This is a genomic window from Lentzea sp. NPDC054927 (genome assembly GCF_053610285.1).
Genome location: NZ_JBSGXZ010000012.1, coordinates 95,914 through 114,667, shown reverse-complemented (window position 1 = coordinate 114,667; position 18,754 = coordinate 95,914). Strand labels below are relative to the sequence as shown.

The 18,754-nt window shown below is 68.7% G+C and carries 11 protein-coding genes and 1 pseudogene; 6 read left to right on the top strand and 6 right to left on the bottom strand.

Annotated features, from left to right (window positions below):
• Nucleotides 1–8: 8 nt before the first annotated feature.
• Both ACWGE0_RS19555 and ACWGE0_RS19550 read left to right on the top strand, forming a co-directional pair.
• Nucleotides 9–5,108, top strand: a pseudogene (locus ACWGE0_RS19555) (SDR family NAD(P)-dependent oxidoreductase); the annotation flags it as partial.
• Complete coding sequence (locus tag ACWGE0_RS19550; RefSeq protein WP_452262301.1) at nt 5,105–6,289, top strand: cytochrome P450; 1,185 nt, start codon at nt 5,105–5,107, stop codon at nt 6,287–6,289. The pseudogene ACWGE0_RS19555 and the gene ACWGE0_RS19550, both read left to right, overlap by 4 nt.
• A 6-nt stretch (nt 6,290–6,295) precedes the next feature.
• On the opposite strand, the gene ACWGE0_RS19545 is transcribed toward ACWGE0_RS19550, so the two are convergent.
• Nucleotides 6,296–6,655: a DUF5997 family protein gene (locus ACWGE0_RS19545; protein WP_319965779.1), complete on the bottom strand. Its 360-nt coding sequence runs from the start codon at nt 6,653–6,655 to the stop codon at nt 6,296–6,298.
• 74 nt (nt 6,656–6,729) lie between these two features.
• Between ACWGE0_RS19545 and ACWGE0_RS19540 the strand changes: the two genes are divergently transcribed.
• Nucleotides 6,730–7,464 (top strand): LysR family transcriptional regulator substrate-binding protein, encoded by a 735-nt coding sequence (locus tag ACWGE0_RS19540; protein WP_452262300.1) that lies wholly within the window; start codon nt 6,730–6,732, stop codon nt 7,462–7,464.
• On the opposite strand, the gene ACWGE0_RS19535 is transcribed toward ACWGE0_RS19540, so the two are convergent.
• From ACWGE0_RS19535 to ACWGE0_RS19520, 4 genes are read right to left on the bottom strand one after another with little or no spacing between them, the layout of a single operon-like run.
• The gene (locus ACWGE0_RS19535; protein ID WP_452262299.1) at nt 7,461–7,655 is read right to left on the bottom strand and encodes a ferredoxin; all 195 of its coding nucleotides are present in this window, start codon (nt 7,653–7,655) and stop codon (nt 7,461–7,463) included. The genes ACWGE0_RS19540 and ACWGE0_RS19535 overlap by 4 nt on opposite strands.
• A 12-nt stretch (nt 7,656–7,667) precedes the next feature.
• Nucleotides 7,668–8,843: a cytochrome P450 gene (locus ACWGE0_RS19530; RefSeq protein ID WP_452262298.1), complete on the bottom strand. Its 1,176-nt coding sequence runs from the start codon at nt 8,841–8,843 to the stop codon at nt 7,668–7,670.
• A gap of 3 nt (nt 8,844–8,846) precedes the next feature.
• Nucleotides 8,847–9,902 carry a DegT/DnrJ/EryC1/StrS family aminotransferase gene (locus ACWGE0_RS19525; protein WP_452262297.1) on the bottom strand — a complete coding sequence of 352 codons (1,056 nt, stop codon included), beginning with the start codon at nt 9,900–9,902 and terminating at the stop codon, nt 8,847–8,849.
• 7 nt (nt 9,903–9,909) lie between these two features.
• Nucleotides 9,910–11,298 carry a glycosyltransferase gene (locus tag ACWGE0_RS19520; protein WP_452262296.1) on the bottom strand — a complete coding sequence of 463 codons (1,389 nt, stop codon included), beginning with the start codon at nt 11,296–11,298 and terminating at the stop codon, nt 9,910–9,912.
• Nucleotides 11,299–11,589: 291 nt separating this feature from the next.
• On the opposite strand from ACWGE0_RS19520, the gene ACWGE0_RS19515 reads away from it, so the two are divergent.
• The 3 genes from ACWGE0_RS19515 to ACWGE0_RS19505 all read left to right on the top strand — a co-directional run bounded on the left by ACWGE0_RS19515 (nt 11,590) and on the right by ACWGE0_RS19505 (nt 17,186).
• Entirely contained in the window at nt 11,590–14,334 is a 2,745-nt protein-coding gene (locus ACWGE0_RS19515; protein WP_452262295.1) for an AAA family ATPase, read from the top strand.
• 85 nt (nt 14,335–14,419) lie between these two features.
• Complete coding sequence (locus tag ACWGE0_RS19510; RefSeq protein ID WP_452262294.1) at nt 14,420–16,750, top strand: hypothetical protein; 2,331 nt, start codon at nt 14,420–14,422, stop codon at nt 16,748–16,750.
• A 25-nt stretch (nt 16,751–16,775) separates the two neighbouring features.
• Entirely contained in the window at nt 16,776–17,186 is a 411-nt protein-coding gene (locus ACWGE0_RS19505) for a hypothetical protein (protein WP_452262293.1), read from the top strand.
• Here ACWGE0_RS19505 and mhpA read toward each other — a convergent pair.
• Nucleotides 17,168–18,748, bottom strand: a complete 1,581-nt coding sequence (gene mhpA, locus ACWGE0_RS19500) for a bifunctional 3-(3-hydroxy-phenyl)propionate/3-hydroxycinnamic acid hydroxylase MhpA (protein WP_452262292.1) — start codon at nt 18,746–18,748, stop codon at nt 17,168–17,170. The two genes, ACWGE0_RS19505 and mhpA, sit on opposite strands and share 19 nt — an antisense overlap.
• Nucleotides 18,749–18,754 lie beyond the last annotated feature (6 nt).

Sequence of the window (18,754 nt, the reverse complement as noted above, 5' to 3'; positions counted from 1 at the left end):
CGAACGAAGAGAAGCTCGTTGAGTACCTGAAGTGGGTCACCGCCGATCTCGCCCAGACCCGCCAGCGGCTGGAGGAGGCCGAGGCCGGCAAACACGAGCCGGTCGCGATCGTCGGCATCGCCTGCCGGTTCCCCGGTGACGTCCGTTCCTCGGAAGACCTCTGGGAACTCGTGTCGTCCGGAAAGGATGCCATCACCGGGTTCCCGACCGACCGCGGCTGGGACCTGGGCACGCTGGCCGGTGGCACCAGCGCGACGTTGCAGGGCGGATTCCTCTACGACGCGGCCGACTTCGACCCCGGCTTCTTCGGCATCTCGCCGCGCGAGGCCCTGGCGATGGACCCGCAGCAGCGACTCCTGCTGCAGACGACGTGGGAAGCCGTCGAACGCGCGGGCATCGACCCGACGTCGTTGCGCGGCTCCCGCACCGGTGTGTTCGTCGGCACCAACGGCCAGGACTACGGCCACGTCCTGATCGCCTCCCAGGAGGACGTCGAAGGCCACGCCGGCATGGGCACCGCCGCGAGTGTCATCTCCGGCCGCATCTCCTACACGTTCGGCTTCGAAGGCCCGGCCGTCACGGTTGACACCGCGTGCTCTTCTTCCTTGGTCGCACTGCACCTGGCCTCCCAGGCCCTGCGCAACGGCGAATGCTCCCTCGCGCTGGCCGGCGGCGTCACCGTGATGGCGACGTCGTCGAACTTCGCCGGGTTCACCCGGCAGGGCGGCCTCGCGACTTCGGGACGCTGCAAGGCCTTCTCCGACGACGCGGACGGCACCGGCTGGTCAGAAGGCATCGGCGTGCTGCTCGTCGAGAAGCTCTCCGACGCGCACCGCAACGGCCACCCGGTGCTCGCCGTCGTCGCGGGCAGCGCGATCAACCAGGACGGCGCCTCCAACGGCCTCTCCGCCCCGAACGGCCCCGCCCAGCGCGAGGTGATCAAGGCGGCGCTGGCCTCCGCGGGCATGTCCGCGTCCGATGTGGACGCTGTCGAAGCGCACGGAACCGGCACCGTGCTGGGCGATCCGATCGAGGCAGAGGCCCTGCTCGCCACCTACGGCCAGGAGCGCGCCACACCGCTGCGGCTCGGCGCGATCAAGTCCAACATCGGCCACACCCAGGCCGCGGCAGGCGTCGCGGGCGTCATCAAGATCGTCGAGTCGCTGCGCCACGACACCCTCCCGCCGACCCTGCACGTCACCGAGCCGTCGTCGCACGTCGACTGGTCGGCGGGCAACGTCTCGCTGCTCACCGAGACAACTCCCTGGCCGCGCAACGGAAAGCCGCGCCGGGCGGGCATCTCCTCGTTCGGCGTGAGCGGCACGAACGCCCACGTGATCATCCAAGAGGCGCCAGAACTGTCAGACCCCTCTGAGATGATTGGGATGGGGGGCGGTTCCCCCCAGGGGGCCAGTCAACCCGGATCGATTCAGGCGAGCGGACCGGCGGCGGAGGCCGGTCTCGCGGGCAAGCACCCGTTCGTGGTGTCGGCCAAGTCGGTGAACGCCCTGAAGGCGCGCATCGAGCAGGTCAAGGCGATCGAGGGCGACGCGCGGGACATCGCGTACTCGTTGCTCACCACGCGCCCGACGGCGTTCGAGCACCGCGCGGTAGTTATGGACGGCGAGGTCATCGCCACCGGAACCGTGGCGCGCAAGCCGGTCGCCGCGCTGTTCTCGGGGCAGGGCGCTCAGCGCGTCGGCATGGGCAAGGAGCTGTACGAGGCGTTCCCGGCCTTCCGGGAGGCCCTCGACGCGGCCCTCGAACATCTGCCCGGCGACCTCAAGCAGGTCATGTGGGAGGACGAGGAGAAGCTCGACCAGACCGGCTACACCCAGCCCGCGCTGTTCGCGTTCGAGGTCGCGCTGTACCGGCTGCTGGAGAGCTACGGCTTCAAGGCCGACACCGTCGCGGGCCACTCCATCGGCGAGATCGCCGCCGCCCACATCGCCGGTGTGCTCAGCCTCGAAGACGCCGCGAAGCTCGTCCGGGAACGCGCGAGCCTCATGCAGCAGCTGCCCGCGGGTGGCGTGATGATCGCGATCCAGGCGACGGAGGAGGAGGTCACGCCTCATCTCACCGCCGGCGTCTCGCTGGCCGCCATCAACGCCGAGGATTCCGTCGTCATCGCGGGCGTTGAACAAGAGGCACGGAATATCGTTGAACAGTTCAACGATCGCAAGACCAAGCAACTGGCGGTCAGCCACGCGTTCCACTCGCCACTGATGGACCCCATGCTGGACGACTTCCGCAGCGCCATCGCGGGTATAACGTTCAACAATCCGACAATCCCGCTGATAGCCCGTGGAATTGTCAACCAATCCGACTACTGGGTCGGCCACGTCCGCGACACCGTCAGGTTCACCGACAACGTCAACGAGATCGGCGACGCCACGTTCGTCGAGATCGGCCCCAGCGCCGTCCTGGCCGCGCTGGTCGACCGCGCCATCCCGACGATGCGCAAGGACAAGGACGAGGTCACGGCGTTCATCACCGCACTGGCCAAGCTCTACACCGCCGGCACCAAGATCAGCTGGCCGAAAACCGGCACCAGGACGGCACTGCCCACCTACCCGTTCGACACCGAGCGCTTCTGGCCGCAGAGCACCATGGCGCCGGGCACCCAGCCGAACGCCAGCCGACCCGCCCTCTACGAACTGAACTGGGTCAGGTCCACTGTGGACGCTCATGCCATCACGGGTGCGCGGTGGGCCATCATCGGCGGCGACGAGTTCGACCTCGCCCACGTCCTGTACGCGGCGGGCCAGTCCGTCAGCGGCTACGGCGAAACCCTCACCGAAGCTGCCCAGCACACCACGCCGGACGTGTTCGTCGTGGCCGTCACCGGTGAGAACACCCCCGAGAGCGTCCACGCCAACACCCAGCGCGCGCTGAGCCTCCTGCAGGAAGCGCTGAAGTTCGAGAACTCCCGCGTGGTGTTCGTCAGCCGCGGCGCCGCGACCGGCGAGGATCTGGCCGCAGCGGCCGTCTGGGGCCTCGTCCGCGCCGCCCAGGCCGAGAACCCCGGCCGGTTCCTGCTCGTCGACAGCGACGGCCTCGACGTTTCCGGCGCCCTGCTCACCGAGCTGGTCAACGGCGACGAACCCCAGGTCGTCGTCCGCGAGGGCAAGGTCAGGGTCGCCCGCCTCGAGGAACTCCCGGAGAACCCCGAGGCCAAGCACGAGTGGGACGAGAACGACACCGTCCTGATCACCGGCGGCACCGGCGGCCTCGGTGCCGAACTCGCGAAACACCTCGTCACCCGGCACGGCGTGAAGCACCTGCTGCTGGCCAGCCGCCGCGGCGAGGAGGCACCTGGCGCGCAGAACCTCAAGCAGGAGCTGGAGAACAAGGGCGCCACCATCACCATCGCGGCCGCGGACGTCTCGAACCCCAACGACGTCCAGACCCTGTTCGCCGCCACGGAACGCCCGCTCACCACCGTGATCCACACAGCGGGCGTGCTGGACGACGCCCTCGTCGACGCCCTCACCCCGGACCGCCTCACCGCCGTCCTCACCCCGAAGGTCGACGCCGCGCACCTGCTCGCCCAGCACGACCTGAAGCTGCTCGTCCTCTACAGCTCGGTCGCAGGCGTCATGGGCGCCGCCGGCCAGGGCAACTACGCCGCCGCCAACTCCTATCTCGACGCCCTCGCCACCAGCCGCGCCAACACCATCAGCCTCGCCTGGGGCCCGTGGGCGCAGGACGGTGGCATGACCGCGGGTCTCAGCGACGCCGCCATGGACCGCATCACGCGGTCCGGCATGCCGCCACTGGCCGCCGAACAGGGACTCGCACTGTTCGACGCGGCCCTCGCCGAACGCAAGCCCGTCGTCGTCCCGATGCACGTCAACCGCAACCAGCAGCGCGTCGCACCGTTGCTGCGCGACGTCGTCGACGAGCAGATCGTCCCGCAACAGAGCCAGATGGCCGCCGTCACGGTGCTCGACCGGCTGCGCAACCTCGACTCCGACGAACGCGCCACCCAGGTTCGCGAACTCGTCCTCGGCACCTGTGCCGCACTGCTCGGCCACAACGACGTGTCCAAAGTGGATCCGGACAGGAACTTCCTCGAACTGGGCTTCGACTCGCTGATCGCCGTCGAGCTGCGCAACCAGATCAACGACATGCTCAACCTGAAACTCCCCGGCAGCGCGGTGTTCGACAGCGGCACCCCGGCGGCGTTCGCGCAGAAGGTCGACGGCGAACTCGGCACCATCGCCGGGCCGACGACGAGTGGCGGCATGACCGTCAGCGCGACCGACACGGTCTTCGGCCTGTTCATGGAGTCCGTGACCAGCGGCAAGGTCGTCGAAGGTCTCCGGATGCTCAAGGCCGTCGCCAACCTGCGCCCGATGTTCGACAGCCCGGCCGAACTCGAGGACCTGCCCAGCCCGGTGACGCTCGCGGACGGCCCGCAGCTGCCGAAACTCGTGTGCGTCAGCGCCCCCGGTGCCACGGCGGGCGTGCACATGTACGCGCGGCTCGCGGCCCACCTGCGCGGCAAGCGGCACGTGAGTGCCCTGCCGCTCATCGGATTCGGCGAAGGTGAGGCACTCCCGCGCACCACCGAGGCCGCCGCCAGGTTCGTCGCCGAGAGCATCCTCAACGGCACCGACGGCGACCCGTTCGTCCTCGTCGGACACTCCTCCGGCGGCACGCTCGCCTACTTCGCGGCCGCCGTGCTGGAGGAGACGTGGGGGATCACGCCGGAAGCGGTGATCATGCTCGACACGCTGAGCATGAACTACAACTCCAGCGAGGGCATGGACTTCGACGCCGTCACGACGAACTACTTCAACACCATGGACTCGCCCGCGGTGAACATGAACAGCACCCGCCTGTCCGCCATGGCGCACTGGTTCCCGCTCATCATCGACACCGGCCTCCACACGACGGTTCCGAAGCTGCTGATCCGTTGTGCCAACGAAGTCAAGGGCACCGACCTCGTCACCACCGACCAGGACGTCGACGTGCCCACCGACGAGATCCGCGTCGTCGCCACCGACCACATGGCGATGGTCAAGGAGGACGCCGGCGTCGTCGCCGCCGTGATGGAGGACTGGCTCGTCACCCGCATCGAGAAACTGGAAGGCGTCCGATGACCACATCGCAGGAACTGCCCCTGATCGGGGTCGAACTGCCGTCGATCCTGACGTTCAGCGAACTCCGCCTGCGGCTGCAGGAGCAGGCGCCGGTGTGCCGCATCCGGACGCCCGCGGGCGACGAGGGCTGGCTCGTCACCCGGCATGCCGAGGTGAAGGCGCTGCTGCAGAACAACAAGCTCGGCCGCAGCCACAAGGACCCGGCGACCGCGCCGCGGTTCATGCGCAACCCCATGCTCGACATGCTCGTCACCAGCGACGACATCGAGGTCGAGAAGGAGCGCCACGAGAGGAAGCGCGTCCTCTACACCAAGAGTTTCGCGGCACGGCGGGTCATCGAGCGGAAGGTTCGCGTCGAGAACATCGCGGACGCCAAACTCGACGCCATCATCGCCGCCGGTCAGCCCGTCGACCTGCACGACGCCTACTCGATGGACTACTCGCAGCAGGCGTTGTGCGACATGGTCGGCATTCCGGAGGAGGACCGGGCCAAGCTGCTGGAGATGATGGACACCGTCGGCGCGTCCGACCAGCAGAGCGCGGAAGCAGGCATGGAACCGCTGTTCTCCTTCGCCGCGGACATCGGCGAGCGGCGCCGTTCAGAACTCGGCGACGACGTCATCTCCCGCTTCATCGAGACCGGCCTGACGAACGAGGAGATCGGCCTGCACGTCGTCACGCTGCTGTTCACCGGCCTCGCGGGCCTCGCCAGCCACCTCGACTTCGGCGTGCTGCTGTTCCTGCGCAACCCCGAGCAGCGCGAGAAGGCCATGTCCGACCCGACGATCATGGCCCAGGCCGTCGACGAGGTCATGCGCGCCACGATCAGCTCGCCCGTCCTGCCCCGCTACGCGAGCGAGGACATCGAGGTCGGCGGCGTCACGATCAAGGAGGGCGACCTGGTGATGCTGGACTTCAGCCTCGCGAACTTCGACCCGCGCGCGTTCGACGACCCGCACAGGTTCGACGTCACCCGCGCGCCCAACCACCACTTCACGTTCGGTCACGGCATGCGGCACTGCACCGGCGCCCCGCTGGTGCGGATCATCCTCGCCGTCGCGTTCACGAAGCTGTTCGAACGCCTGCCTGGGCTCGAGCTCGCCGTGCCGGAGTCGGAGCTCGAATCGCACCCCGGCGGCCGGCTGGCCGGTGGGCTGGAGAAGTTTCCCCTCACCTGGTGAGGACGGTCACTCCTGCTCTTCGAGGCGCGCCTTCTCCGCGAGGCGCGCTTCCTCGGCCTTGAAGTCGACGTAGACCTGCCGCTCGCGGACCAGCCAGTCCGGGTTCTCTTCCTTGATCGCGTTGATCTGCTCGGTGGTCAGCGCCTCGGTGATACCGGCGCGGACCAGCGCCGACGTCGAGATGCCGAGCTTCTGCGCGATGAGCTGCTTGGGGTGCGGGCCGTTGCGGCGCAGGTCCGCCAGCCACTGCGGCGGGTTGGCCTGCAGTTCGTTGAGCTCGTCGCGCGAGACGACACCCGCCTGGAACTCCTCGGGCGTCGCCTCGAGGTACACGCCGAGCTTCTTGGCGGCGGTGGCGGGCTTCATCGTTTGCTGCGACTTCATGCGCAAAGAGTAACCGCTCTGTCCGGCCAGAACCGAAGACAGGCTAGCCTCAGCACGTGACCGGCTCTTTCACGCTCGCGTACGTCCCAGGTGTGACTCCCGGCAAGTGGGCTCGGGTCTGGGAGGAGCGCCTGCCGGAGACCGAGCTGACCCTCCTGCAGGTGACCGCCGCGGAAGCCGGCGGGAAGGTGCGCGCGGGTGAGGCGGACGCCGCGCTCCTCAGGTTGCCGGGTGACCGCGAGGACCTGCACGCGATCCCGCTCTACACCGAGACCACCGTGGTCGTGTTCCCGAAGGACCACGAGTTCGCCGCGGCCGACGAACTGTCCCTTGAGGACCTCGAACAGCAAGTCCTGTGGCAGCCGCTCGACGACACGCTGGAGTGGGACACGGTCCCCGGTCAGCCGCCCGTCGAACGGCCGGAGACCACCGCGGACGCCATCCAGGTCGTGGCCGCCGGCGTCGGCGTGCTGGTAGTGCCGCAGTCGCTGGCCAGGCTGCACCACCGCAAGGACCTCAAGCACGTGCCGCTGAGCGACGCGCCGCAGTCACGGGTCGCGCTGTCGTTCCCGATCCGCGACGAGAACCCCGAGCTGATCGAGCACCTGATCGGCATCGTCCGCGGCCGCACGGTCAACAGCACTCGCGGGCCTGCGGCGGAGCCCGAGTCGGCCAAGAAGAAGGCCCAGCAGAAGCCGCCGCAGAAGGCACAGCAGCAGCGGCAGGGTCCCGCGAAGGCCCGGCAGCAGAAGCCGCAGGCCAAGCGCGCGAAACCCCGCCGCGGCCGTTAGTCGTGCACGGTGATCGCTTGGGCCGGGCAGATGCCCCGAGCCGTGCGCGCGCTCGCCTCCGCCTCACCCGACGGGCTGTCGTCGAGCACCGTGACGAACCCGTCATCGTCCTGGTCGAACACGTCCGGCGCGGCCAGCACGCACTGCGCCGAGCCGATGCACTTGCCGGTGTCCACACTGATCCGAGCCATGACGTTCCTTCCTCACCAACGCACAGGTAGCGTGTGGAGTCCGAAGAGGACTCCGTCGTACTTGAACTGCAGCTCCTCCAACGGCACCGCGACCTCCAGGGTCGGGATCCGCTTGAACAGGCCGCGGTAGGCGACGTCCATCTCCAGCCGCACCAGGTTCTGCCCGAGGCACTGGTGCACGCCGTACCCGAACGCCACGTGCCCGGTGGCCGAACGCGACGGGTCGAACTCGTCCGGCCGTTCGAACATCTCCGGGTCGTGGTTCGCGCCGGCCACGAGCGGCACGATTCCCTCGCCCGCCCGGACCAGCTGCCCGCCGATCTCCACGTCCTCGATCGCGACGCGCAACGCCACCAGGTCGGCGACCGAGTGGTAGCGCAGGATCTCCTCGATCATGCGGTCGTCGTCGATCCACTGCTTCTGCTGGAGCAACGTGACGACACCGAGCGAGATGTTGTTCGCCGTCGTCTCGTGTCCCGCGATCAGCAGCAGCATCGAGACGCCGGACAGCTCCTGGGGCGTCAGCAGGCCACCCTGCAGAAGCTTGCTGATCAGATCGTCGCCGGGGCGTTTGGACTTGATCGTGATCAGCCGGTTGATGTAGCGCAGCAGGTGTTCCGACGCCTTGTCCCGTTCCTCGTCGGACGACGTCAGGGTGACGAGGACCTTCGTCTTCTCCTCGAAGAAGTCACGGTCCACTTTGGGCACACCGAGCATGGACGAGATCACCAGCGACGGCACCGTGAGCGAGAAGTCCTCGACGAGCTCGGCGCTGTCGCCCTTGGCGAGCATCTGGTCGATCGCGCGGTCGACGATCTCCTCGACCGCCGGCCGCAGCGACCTGATGCGGCGCACGGTGAACTCGGGGATCAGCGCCTTGCGGAACCGGTTGTGGTCCGGCGGGTCCAGCGACACGAACCAGCCCGGCACGTCGTCCGCGGACGGCGCGCCCACGGTGCGCGACGGACGCGGAAACCCTTCGTGTGTGGGGTTGGAGCTGATGCGCGGGTCGGTGAGCACCGCGCGCACCTCCTCGTGCCGGGTGACCAGCCACACCGTCTCACCGGACGGCAGAGCGGCCTTCGTCAGACCGGGTTTGGCCCGGAAGTCCTCGTACTCGGGCGGCGGGAACGGTGCGCCTGGCCGGCGCATCATGAACGGGACTAGGTCGGCGTCAGTGCTCGTCATGTGTCATACCTCGTAGAACTGGCGGACTTGCCCCACGATGTAGTCCTGGTCGTCTTCGGTCAGCTCGGCATGGGTGGGGAGGTACAACCCGTCCTCGGCGAACCTGTTCGCGTTCAGCGACGGCCACACCGGGTCGAGATAGCCGGGCTGCCTGCTCATCGGTTTGAAGAAGAGCCGGGTCTCGATCCCCTTCTCCGCGAGGAATCTCATGAGCTCCTCACGGCGTTCCGCACGCAGGTCGTACATCCACAACACGTCACGCGGCGGCATGAGGGTGATTCCTCCGATGCCCCGGAGGCCCTCGTCGTACCGCTTCTCGATCTGTGCGCGCGTTGCGATGATCTCGTCGAGGCGTTCGGTCTGCGCGAGCGCGACCGCGGCCTGCAGGTTGGTCATCCGGAAGTTGTAGGCGAGCTTCTTGTGCAGGAAGCTGTGGTCGCGGGTGAACGCCATCCCGCGCAGGTGCGCCATCTGCCGCGCCAGATGCGGGTCGTTGGTGACGCAGATGCCGCCCTCACCGGACGTGATGATCTTGTTGGCGAACAGTGAGAACGCCGCGATGTCCCCGGTCGGCTTGACGCCGTGCGCCTCGGCCGAGTCCTCGACCACGCGCAGGTTGTACTCGTAGGCCAGCTCGAGGATCGGCTCCATGTCGCACTGCCGGCCGTAGATGTGCACCGGCATGATCACCTTGGTGCGCGGGGTGATCTTCTCCTCGATCTTGGTGACGTCGATGTTGAGATCGTCGCCGCAGTCCACGAAAACGGGAGTGGCGCCGGTGTAGGTCACCGCCCAGGCCGACGCGATCATCGTGAACTCGGGCACGATCACTTCGTCGCCGGGACCGATGCCCAGCGCGCGCAACGCGAGCGTCAGCGCCGTCGTGCCGGACGAGCAGGCGACGCCGTGCTTCACGTCGTTGTAGGCGGCGAAAGCCTCCTCGAACCGCGGCACGTACGGGCCCTGCGAGGAGATCCAGCCGTCGGTCACGGCCTTCGAGGTGTACTCGAGCTCGTTGCCGCGCAACGACGGCATCGACACGGGGTAGCGGTAGCTCATCGTCAACTCACTTCGCAGTGTTCGATTTCTCGGCAAGTGCCGGCAACGAAAGGACCAGATCGGCGGCCGTCTTGCGACCACCGGCGGAGTGCTGCAATGCCGCCAGACGCTCGGCGTTCTCGGTGAACCCCGGGTCGTCCAGGACGCGGGTGAGCTTGTCCACGACGTCCCGCGGGTCGACGGTGTGCGGCTTGTCCAGCGTCAGCCCGACCCCGAAGCTCGTCGCCCGCACGGCCTGGTCGTAACAGTCCACCCACAGCGGCCGCGACACCATCGGCTTGCCGAAGTAAATGCTTTCGGTGTAAGCGTTTCCGCCCGCGTGCGTGAAGAACAGCTTGACGCTCGGATGCGCCAGCACGTCCAGCTGCGACGGCACCCACGTCTCGATGCGCAGGTTGGCGGGAAGGTTGTCCGGCAAGAACTTCTGCTGGTCGCGCGGCAGCTTCCACAGGATCGAGTGCTTGCCCTCCAGGCTGCGGGCGACTCGCACGAACGCCTCGACCTGATCGCGGGTCAGCCGCGTGATCGTGCCGAAACCCATGTAGACGACGGACTTCTGCGCGTCCAGCCACTCACCGAGCTCACCGGGAGGAGCCTGGGGGAGTGGCGGCACCAGCGCGCCGACCGTGCGGATCTTCTCCGGGATGTCGAAGGGGTAGTCCATCTCCGGGATCGAGTAGCACAGCACGAGCTCGGACTGCTCGACCCGCGCGAACTGGCCGGAAGCCTGGGGGGAGATGCCCAGCTCGGCGATCACCTCGGCGTTGCGCGCGTTGCGGTCCTTGTTGTCCTTGGTGAACGCGGTCGCGAGGGTGCGCCAGCCGAAGAACCTGTTGGCCCAGCGCTGGGTCCAGGACATGTCGGCGGGCAGACCGGTGTGCGGGCGCGGGAAGTCCTTCGGCGTGTACGAGGGGCCGATCGGGATCGCCGACGTCACGAGGTTCGACGGCACGAACGGGTTGCTGATCACGTACGGAACGCCCTTGGTGATGGCGACCTCGTAGCCGAACATGCACATCGACTCGACGATCATCAGCGCCGGCTGGATGTCGTCGACCAGCTCGGCGAGCCTGCGGTACTTGGGGATGCGCTGCTCCGGCCGGTTCGTCTGCTCGATGACTGCCTTGCGCGCCTTGAACCGCGACCGCTGCGTCACCTTCGCGTAGACGTCGTCGGGCCACGTCACCGACGACATCTCCGGGATCACTTCCCCCAGCGAGAAGAACTCGATCGGCGACCCGACCGCCGCCGCCTCGACCTCCTCACGGCCCTTGTCGTCGGTCGCGAACCACAGGTTCCCGACACCACGGCGCGACAGCTCCTCCGCTAGCACGAGCATCGGGTTCAGCAGGCCGCTCTCCGGCAGACTGACGAACAGGATCGGCCGCTGGCTCATGGACTTCACCCTTCTGACACCACCTGACACCACGCGAATGACGTGGAGACTGCCGGACGGCCCAGTGGTGTGTCCCGGGGTGCCAGTGTTCTCGAGAAGAAGCCCTAGTGTTCGAAAGCACCGCGACTTCAGGAGAAAACCTAGAACTGGCACGTATCGATTTCATGAGGATGCGCTCGGCTGCGACCCTCTGTGTCGACTCGTCGTGCCCGCTCCAGGGGGACGCGGTGGTGCCTCATCACCACACACCGCGCTGCGGCACGACGGCTTCCTGGCGAGAGGTACATCATCATGACCGGGACGTCTGACAACAGCATGACCAAGGCGAAGCTCGCGGGTCTGATCGAGCGCGACGACCAGTGGGCCACCTTGGAGACACTGTTGACGGACTCCCTGTCAGGATCCGGAAGGGTCGCATTACTCACAGGTCCGGTGGCGAGCGGGAAAACCGAACTGCTGCACGCGTTCGGAGAGTCCTGCGGCGTCACCTTCGTCAAGGCGACGTGCTCGGCGTTCGAGCGCGACCTGCCTTTCGGTGTGGTGGGCCAGATCTTCCACCCGCTGGACGCGCCGGCCGAGGTCGGCGAGCTGCTCGACGCCGCCGCGCGTTCGGCCGAAGGTCCTTCTGCCCGGCAGTTGCACGCGTTGTGCATCGCCTTGATGGACCTGACCGCCGAGTCGCCGTTGGTGATCGGCATCGACGACGTGCAGCACGCGGATTCGTCGTCGTTGCACTGGCTGCTCTACCTGATCCGGCGGCTCGGTCAGGTCAAGGTCCTGCTGATGCTGAGCGAGACCGCGTCACCGCGCGCCGCTCACACGGCCCTGCACACCGAGTTGCTTCGGCACCCGCATTGCCGCGATGTTCCTTTGGCGCCACTGAGTTCTGTCTGCGACCTGTTCGAGACACCGATGCACGCCGACGACGCGATGGGACTCTCCGGCGGAAACCCGTTGCTGATCCGGTCGTTGCTCGATGACCAGAGGCTGTGCAAGCCGCGCGACGACGGCGGTTTGGTGATCGGCCCGAGCTACCGGCGCGCGCTGGTCAGCTGCCTGCACCGCTCCGACCACCACGTGCTGCCGGTCGCGCGTGCTTTGGCCGTGACGGGAGAGCAGGCCACGCGGGATTCGTTGGGGCGTCTCGCTCGGGTGGACGCCGAGACCGTGGCGTCCGCGCTGGATATCATGAACGAGGCCGGGTTGCTGGCGGACGGCTGGTTCCGCGACCCGGCCGCACGGGGCGCTGTGCTGGACGACCTGTCCGCACAGGACCGCAAGGAGATGTACCTCGGGGCGGCCTTGCTGCTGCACGACGAGGGCGCGCCCGCCACCGAAGTGGCGCCCTACCTGGTGATGGCGGATCACTCCGAGAACCCGTGGATGGTTCCGGTGTTCGAGGAGGCCGCCGAACACGCGTTGCGGGATGAGCAGATCGACACGGCGCTGCGGTATCTGGAGCTGGCGCACCGGGCTTGCGTCGAAGTGCACGGCAGGGCGGCGATCGCGGCGAAGCTGGTGCGGGTGGAATGGCGGGTCAACCCGTCCGCCGCCGGGCGCCGGCTGGGCATGGTCGTGCCGGCGATGCGGGCGGGGCAGCTGTCCGATCGGGACGTGACGTCGCTGGTGCAGCCGATGTTGTGGAACTGTCAGGTAGACGAGGCCACCGAGGCGTTGGAACGGGTCCGGCGCGCTACGACGACGAGCAACGGCGTGCGCGCGATGGAGCTGTGGCTCGCCTGCTCGCATCCGACTCTCGCCCGGCGGCCCCAGTCCGAGCCGGTGAAGACCCGGATGGTGAGCCTGACGTCCGGACCAATGCTGAAGGCCGTCACGGCTTTGGCGAACGTGCTGACGTACGGCTCCAGCGACTCCTCGGCCACCGACGCCGAACACGTCCTGCAGGCGGCCCGGCCGTCCGACAGCGGGTCGTGGGGGCCTGAGTCGGCGATGCTGGCGTTGCAGGCCTTGGTGTACGCGGACCGGCTCGACGTGGCGGCGCAGTGGTGCGACAAGCTGCTGGAGGAGGCGCGAGCCAAGAACCTCGGCGTGGCGCGGGCGTTCTTCTCGTGCGTGCGAGCCGAGGTGTCGTTGCGGCGCGGCGACCTCACCACCGCCTTCGAGCACGCGCAGAACGCGCTGGACCTCATGCCGGCCGGCGGGTGGGGTGTCGCGCTGGGGATGCCGCTGGGGATCCTGATCAACGCCGCCACCAAGATGGGGCGGCACGAGGACGCGGCGTCGTTCCTGGAACAACCCGTTCCCGAGGCGATGTTCCAGTCCCGGTACGGGTTGCACTACCTGTACGCGCGCGGGCACCACTACCTGGCGACCTCCCGCCACTATGCGGCTCTCGCGGACTTCCTGTCGTGCGGCGAGCTGATGACCTCCTGGGGTGTGGACCAACCCGGCGTCGTGCCGTGGCGGACCTCGGCCGCGGAGACCTGGCTGCTGCACGGGGCGAACCGGGACGAGGCGAAGCGGCTGATCAACGAACAGCTTGCGCGGCTGGGACCGGACGCGTCGCGCACCCGCGGGGTGGCGTTGCGGTTGCTGGCCGCCACGAACCAGCCGCACAACCGGCCGCAGCTGCTGCAGGACGCGGTGGTGATCCTGGAGGAGTACGGGGACCAGTACGAGCTGGCGCGCGCTCTGGCCGATCTGTCCAAGGCACATCAGGCTTTGCGGGAACACCGGCGGGCGTGGACCGTGGCCCGGCGCGCCTGGCACGTCGCGAACGTGTGTGACGCGGCTGAGTTGTGCGAGGAGTTGTTGCCCTCGCGCGGGAAGTCCGACGCGGAGGACGCGCCGGCCGAGGAGAAGCCGGTGGATCCGATCGCGACGCTGACCGATGCCGAACGCCGGGTCGCGGCACTGGCGGCTGTCGGGTACACGAACCGCGAGATCGCGTCGAAGCTGTACATCACGCCGTCGACGATCGAACAGCACCTCACGAGGGTGTACCGGAAGCTGAACGTCAAGTACCGCAAGGACTTGCCGGCGGATCTGCACTCGTACCTGCCCAGCACGGCCTGATCGCCCGAGGGGGCAGCCGTTGCCTCCCTCACGGACACCCGTTGTGCCGTGCTGGCCTGCCACGCCGGTGTGTCAGCGTCGAAGCGTGGGAGCCGGGGCGACGCGGGAACCCGGCCGGCCGAAACACGGGCCGGCCACGTCGGTCGCGCGCGGAAAACCGGCCGCGCCACACGGGCTCGCGAAGCTGCAGACCACGGCGGGCAACGCGGCGGTGACCTCGCTGATCCAACGGCAGCAGGTGCCACAGGCGGAGGCCGCGCTCACTCCGGACCAGCGCAAACAGCTGCTCGCCGCGGCCACCACCCTGCGCAGGGTGCCCGCGCTCAGCGCCGCCGACGACGCGTTGCTGGGCAAGGCGATGGGCGGTGCGCCGCTGTACGGCAAGATCGGCGAACGGGACCGCAAACGCGCGCAGCTCGCCGAGCTGAACCGGCAGCGGATGACCCTGACCCCGGTCGCGGGCGTGCCCGATCCGCAGAGCGACGAGGGCCGCCGGCTCGCCAGGGTGATCACCGACATCACCACGGCGGAAGGCGAGCTGCGGGCACTCGACACGGAGGTCCGCGAGGGCTTGCGCCCGCTCGGTCTGACCTCGGAAGCCCAGCTGGTCGACCTGGTCACCGTGCAGTTCCCGCGCCGGTTCCTCGAGCGCGGCAAGCAGATCATCCTCACCGACCTGCAGCAGAACCGCGAGCTCGCCGAACGGGAACGCGACAGGTACGCGGGAGGACAACCCGACCAGAACGCCCTGCGCGCCGCCGCCCGCGACCTGCGGACCCGGCGCGACGAACTGGCGGGCCTGGAACAGCAGCTCCAGCAGGCGCGGTCCGGCACGGAGGCGCTGCCCGGCGGCGTGCGCGAACCGGCCCAGATGACGTCGTCGGACCACGACGTGCAGCGGATCGGCCGGGTCATCGGCGAACGCTCCGCCGACCTCTCCCGGCAACGCGACCAGTACCGCGTGCGCTTCCCGATCCTGGACCAGCTGCCCGACCCCGCCGTGGTCGCCGACGCCGACGACGCGCGGCTGGCCCAACTCACCGCGGGACCGGCGGGCCAGGTGATCGCGGACATCGACACGACGAAGCGCAACGTCGAGTCCGGCCGCCTCAAGGTGTGGAACCTGCGCGACGCCGTCGACATGACCGTGCTCGACCTCGGCATCGGCGGCAACGACGTGCTCATGCGGTCGGTCCGCGAGCACATCGAGCAGGAACGCGGCGAGGAGACGCTCGTCCGCATCGCGACGTCCGCCCTCGCGCTGACCGCCGCGATCGTCGCCACCGTCGCGAGCGGCGGGGTCGCGCTGCTGGCGGGCGGGCTGGCGCTGGCCGCGGGGGCGACGCAGGCGGTGCAGAGCTACCAGACCTACGCGGCGGAGGTCGCGGCCGGCAACATCGCGCTGGACCCGCGGGTCGCCGACATCTCGCTCAACGAACCCGACCTGTTCTGGCTCGTCGTCGACATCGTGTTCGTGGTGGCCGACGCCGCCCAGGTGCTGCGGATCTTCAGCGAGATGCGGCTGGTGGCGCAGGCCCTGCGCGACACCGGTGATCTCGGCGAGTTCGCCAGGGCGGCCAGGGCCGCGTTGCCGGCGGCCGCCGCGGACAAGGTCATCGCCAGGGCCGCCCGCTACGCCTCGACGTTGCCCGCGCACACCGGCGGACGCAAGGGCATCATGGACGCGCTCGAATGGATGTCCGCCACCAACCCGCTGACCGGGCGGCCGTTCAACCAGGCCCGGATCGCCCAGGAGGTCGAGGCGGTGCGGAAGGCGTTGCTCGCCACCGACGACATCGGGCGGGTGCACGCGGAACTGCGGCGGCTCGGCCTGACCGTCGACCGGTCGATGGTGGCGTCGATCAAGCGCTACAACTTCGACAGCGCCGGCCTTGCCATGAGCTACCAGAACTACGTGGCCTGGCGGCGGCTCGCGTCCGGGCGGGGACAGGTGCGGGACGCGCAGTACATCGTCCACGAGGCCGCCGAGGTCGGGCACCTGCGCACCAACCGTTCCCGCACCGGTTTCGACCACCTGGGCGACGGGGTCGAGAACCTGTCTCCCAGCGGGCGCGCCCGCTGGAACGCCGACTTCGACCGCGCCTTCATGGACGCGCACCGCAAGGCGTTGGAGGCGGAGTACGACTTCCTGGCCGAGACCGTGACGCGGATGACCAACGGCCGGGTGCGGATGAGCAGATCGCTTGCCGCCGTCGCCGACAGGGCGCGGTCGGAGGCACGTGACCTGATGCTGGTCGACGGCGTGGCGTTGCGCGACCACCGCGAGTTCGCCCGATGGGAGAGGGAGGCGGCCGCTACCGTGGAACTGGGCACCGCACTGCGGGAGAGGCTGCGGCTCGGGCGGAATCCCACGATCTCCGACCTGGTCGGGGCCGTCCGCACCGCCCGCCAATAGGAGACCCGTGCAGTAGGAGAGGCCCGTGCTGCCAGACGAGGAACTGCGCGCGATGCTGGACGACCTGGCGTCGCCGGACCCGCGCACCAGGGTGATCATGCTCGGTGTGCTGGCGGACGACCCGACCGGTGATCCGCGGTTGCTGCCGCGGATCACCGAGCTCGTCTCCGATCCGACACCGGTCGTGCTCGCGATCCCGTACGAGTTCGGCGAGGTCCGCTGGGCGGCGACGCGGGCACTGGCCGCCGAACGGTCCGCCGCTGACCTGCCGCCGTTGCCCCCGGTCCGCCTTCCGTCGCCGCTGTCGCTCGACCGGCTGTCCCGCCTCGCGGATGAGGCGGGCCTGACCAGGGACGGGGGCCTGGAAGGGTTGCAGCGGGCCTACGCCGACCTGCGCGACCGCGGTCTCGTGCCCTTTCAGAGCAGCGGCAGCTGACCTTTCAGGTCGCGCACCAGCTCCGGCAGATCAGCGCGGTCCTTCGCGAACCCGAACACGTAGTAGTCGGGCCTCACCAGCGCGGCGACCTTCTTGTGGCCTGCAAGCCAGGGCAGGTACAGGCGCTCGACATCCACGACCTCGTGCGCGCGGGCGATCTTCGGCGGGATCCCGGCCGGCATCACGCGCACCAGGTGCGTGCCGAGCGACTTCAGGAACTCGAGCTCGTCCTCGCCCAGCGCCTCGTACGGGTCCAGCGTGGTGATCAGCTGCCAGCCACGTCCGACGACCTCGTCGAACCGGTCGCGCTCGGTCCCGCGGGCGACGACTCCCTGCGGTGACAGCTCACCGTCCGGCAGCGAGATCTCGGCAGCGGTGCGCCGGACGATGCCGGCCTCCAGCGCGTAGGCGGACGGAGCGAGGTCGACGCCTTCCGGCTTGGCCTGCATGGCGATCAGGAACGCGTCCCGCCGCGCCGCCGCGACCGGGTCGAGCTCCGACACGATCTTGCCCACCTCGATGGACATCTCGATCGTGTGCCGCACCTGCAACGCGCGCTCCGCCGGATACGCGTCCAGCAGCGAATCGGCGGCCAGGTCCCGCAGCACGAGGTCGAGCTTCCAGGCCAGGTTCACCGCGTCCCGGATGCCGGAACACATGCCCTGCCCGGCGAAAGGTGGCATCAGGTGGGCCGAGTCGCCGGCGAGCAGCATGCGTCCGTTGCGCCACTTGTCCGCCATCGCGGCCTGGAAGGTGTAGACGATGTTCCGCGTCAGGTCGGCGTTGTCCGGGGTGACGTCGTAGGGCTTCAGCAGCTCCCACATGCGTTCCACAGTGGACATCTCTTCGATCGACTCGCCGGGCAGCCGCATGAACTCCCAGCGCCGGTGCCCGCGGCCGGACGCGACGATCGTGGTCGGCCTGGCCGGGTCGCACACCTGCACGTCGTTGGGGCGGAAGGCCCGCTTCTCGTGGAAGACGACGTCGACCAGCAGCCAGTCGTGCTTGAAGTTCAGGTCGATCATGCGCGAACCCATGACGTCGCGCACGAAGCTGTTCGCGCCGTCGCACCCGATCACCCACGACGCCGTGACGTCACCCTCGTGATCCGGGCCGGGCGCGGTGATCGACACGTGCGAACCGTGATCGACGATCTCCTCCACCTCGTGCCCGAACAAGGTCGTGATGTTCGGCAACGTCAGCACGTGCTCGCGCAGGGCCCGTTCGAACGTCGGCTGGTGCATCACGGTCGCGATGGGCCAGCCGTCACGCCCTGGCTCGTAAGGCGCCTCGAACGAGAAGAGCTCGCGGCCCTCGGCGTTCTGGAACATGTACTGGCCCAGCGGTTCGCCGAGCTCCATCAGGTCGGCGCCGATGCCGGCCGACGCGAACGAGCGCGCGGTCTCACCGTCGAACGCGACGACCCGCGGGAACGGGTACTGGCCGCGGTACTTCTCCAGGATGACGACCCGCCATCCCTTGTGGGCCAGGAGGATGGCCAGGACGAGGCCGACCGGGCCGCAGCCGACCACCGCGACATCCGCCGTCTTGTGTGACGTCATCTGTTT

Coding starts and splice junctions, on each gene's coding strand:
- ACWGE0_RS19515 (WP_452262295.1), top strand. CDS start 11,590: ATGACCGGGACGTCTGACAACAGCATGACCAAGGCGAAGCTCGCGGGT.
- ACWGE0_RS19530 (WP_452262298.1), bottom strand. CDS start 8,843: ATGACGAGCACTGACGCCGACCTAGTCCCGTTCATGATGCGCCGGCCA.
- ACWGE0_RS19545 (WP_319965779.1), bottom strand. CDS start 6,655: ATGAAGCCCGCCACCGCCGCCAAGAAGCTCGGCGTGTACCTCGAGGCG.
- ACWGE0_RS19550 (WP_452262301.1), top strand. CDS start 5,105: ATGACCACATCGCAGGAACTGCCCCTGATCGGGGTCGAACTGCCGTCG.
- ACWGE0_RS19525 (WP_452262297.1), bottom strand. CDS start 9,902: ATGAGCTACCGCTACCCCGTGTCGATGCCGTCGTTGCGCGGCAACGAG.
- ACWGE0_RS19520 (WP_452262296.1), bottom strand. CDS start 11,298: ATGAGCCAGCGGCCGATCCTGTTCGTCAGTCTGCCGGAGAGCGGCCTG.
- mhpA (WP_452262292.1), bottom strand. CDS start 18,748: ATGACGTCACACAAGACGGCGGATGTCGCGGTGGTCGGCTGCGGCCCG.
- ACWGE0_RS19535 (WP_452262299.1), bottom strand. CDS start 7,655: ATGGCTCGGATCAGTGTGGACACCGGCAAGTGCATCGGCTCGGCGCAG.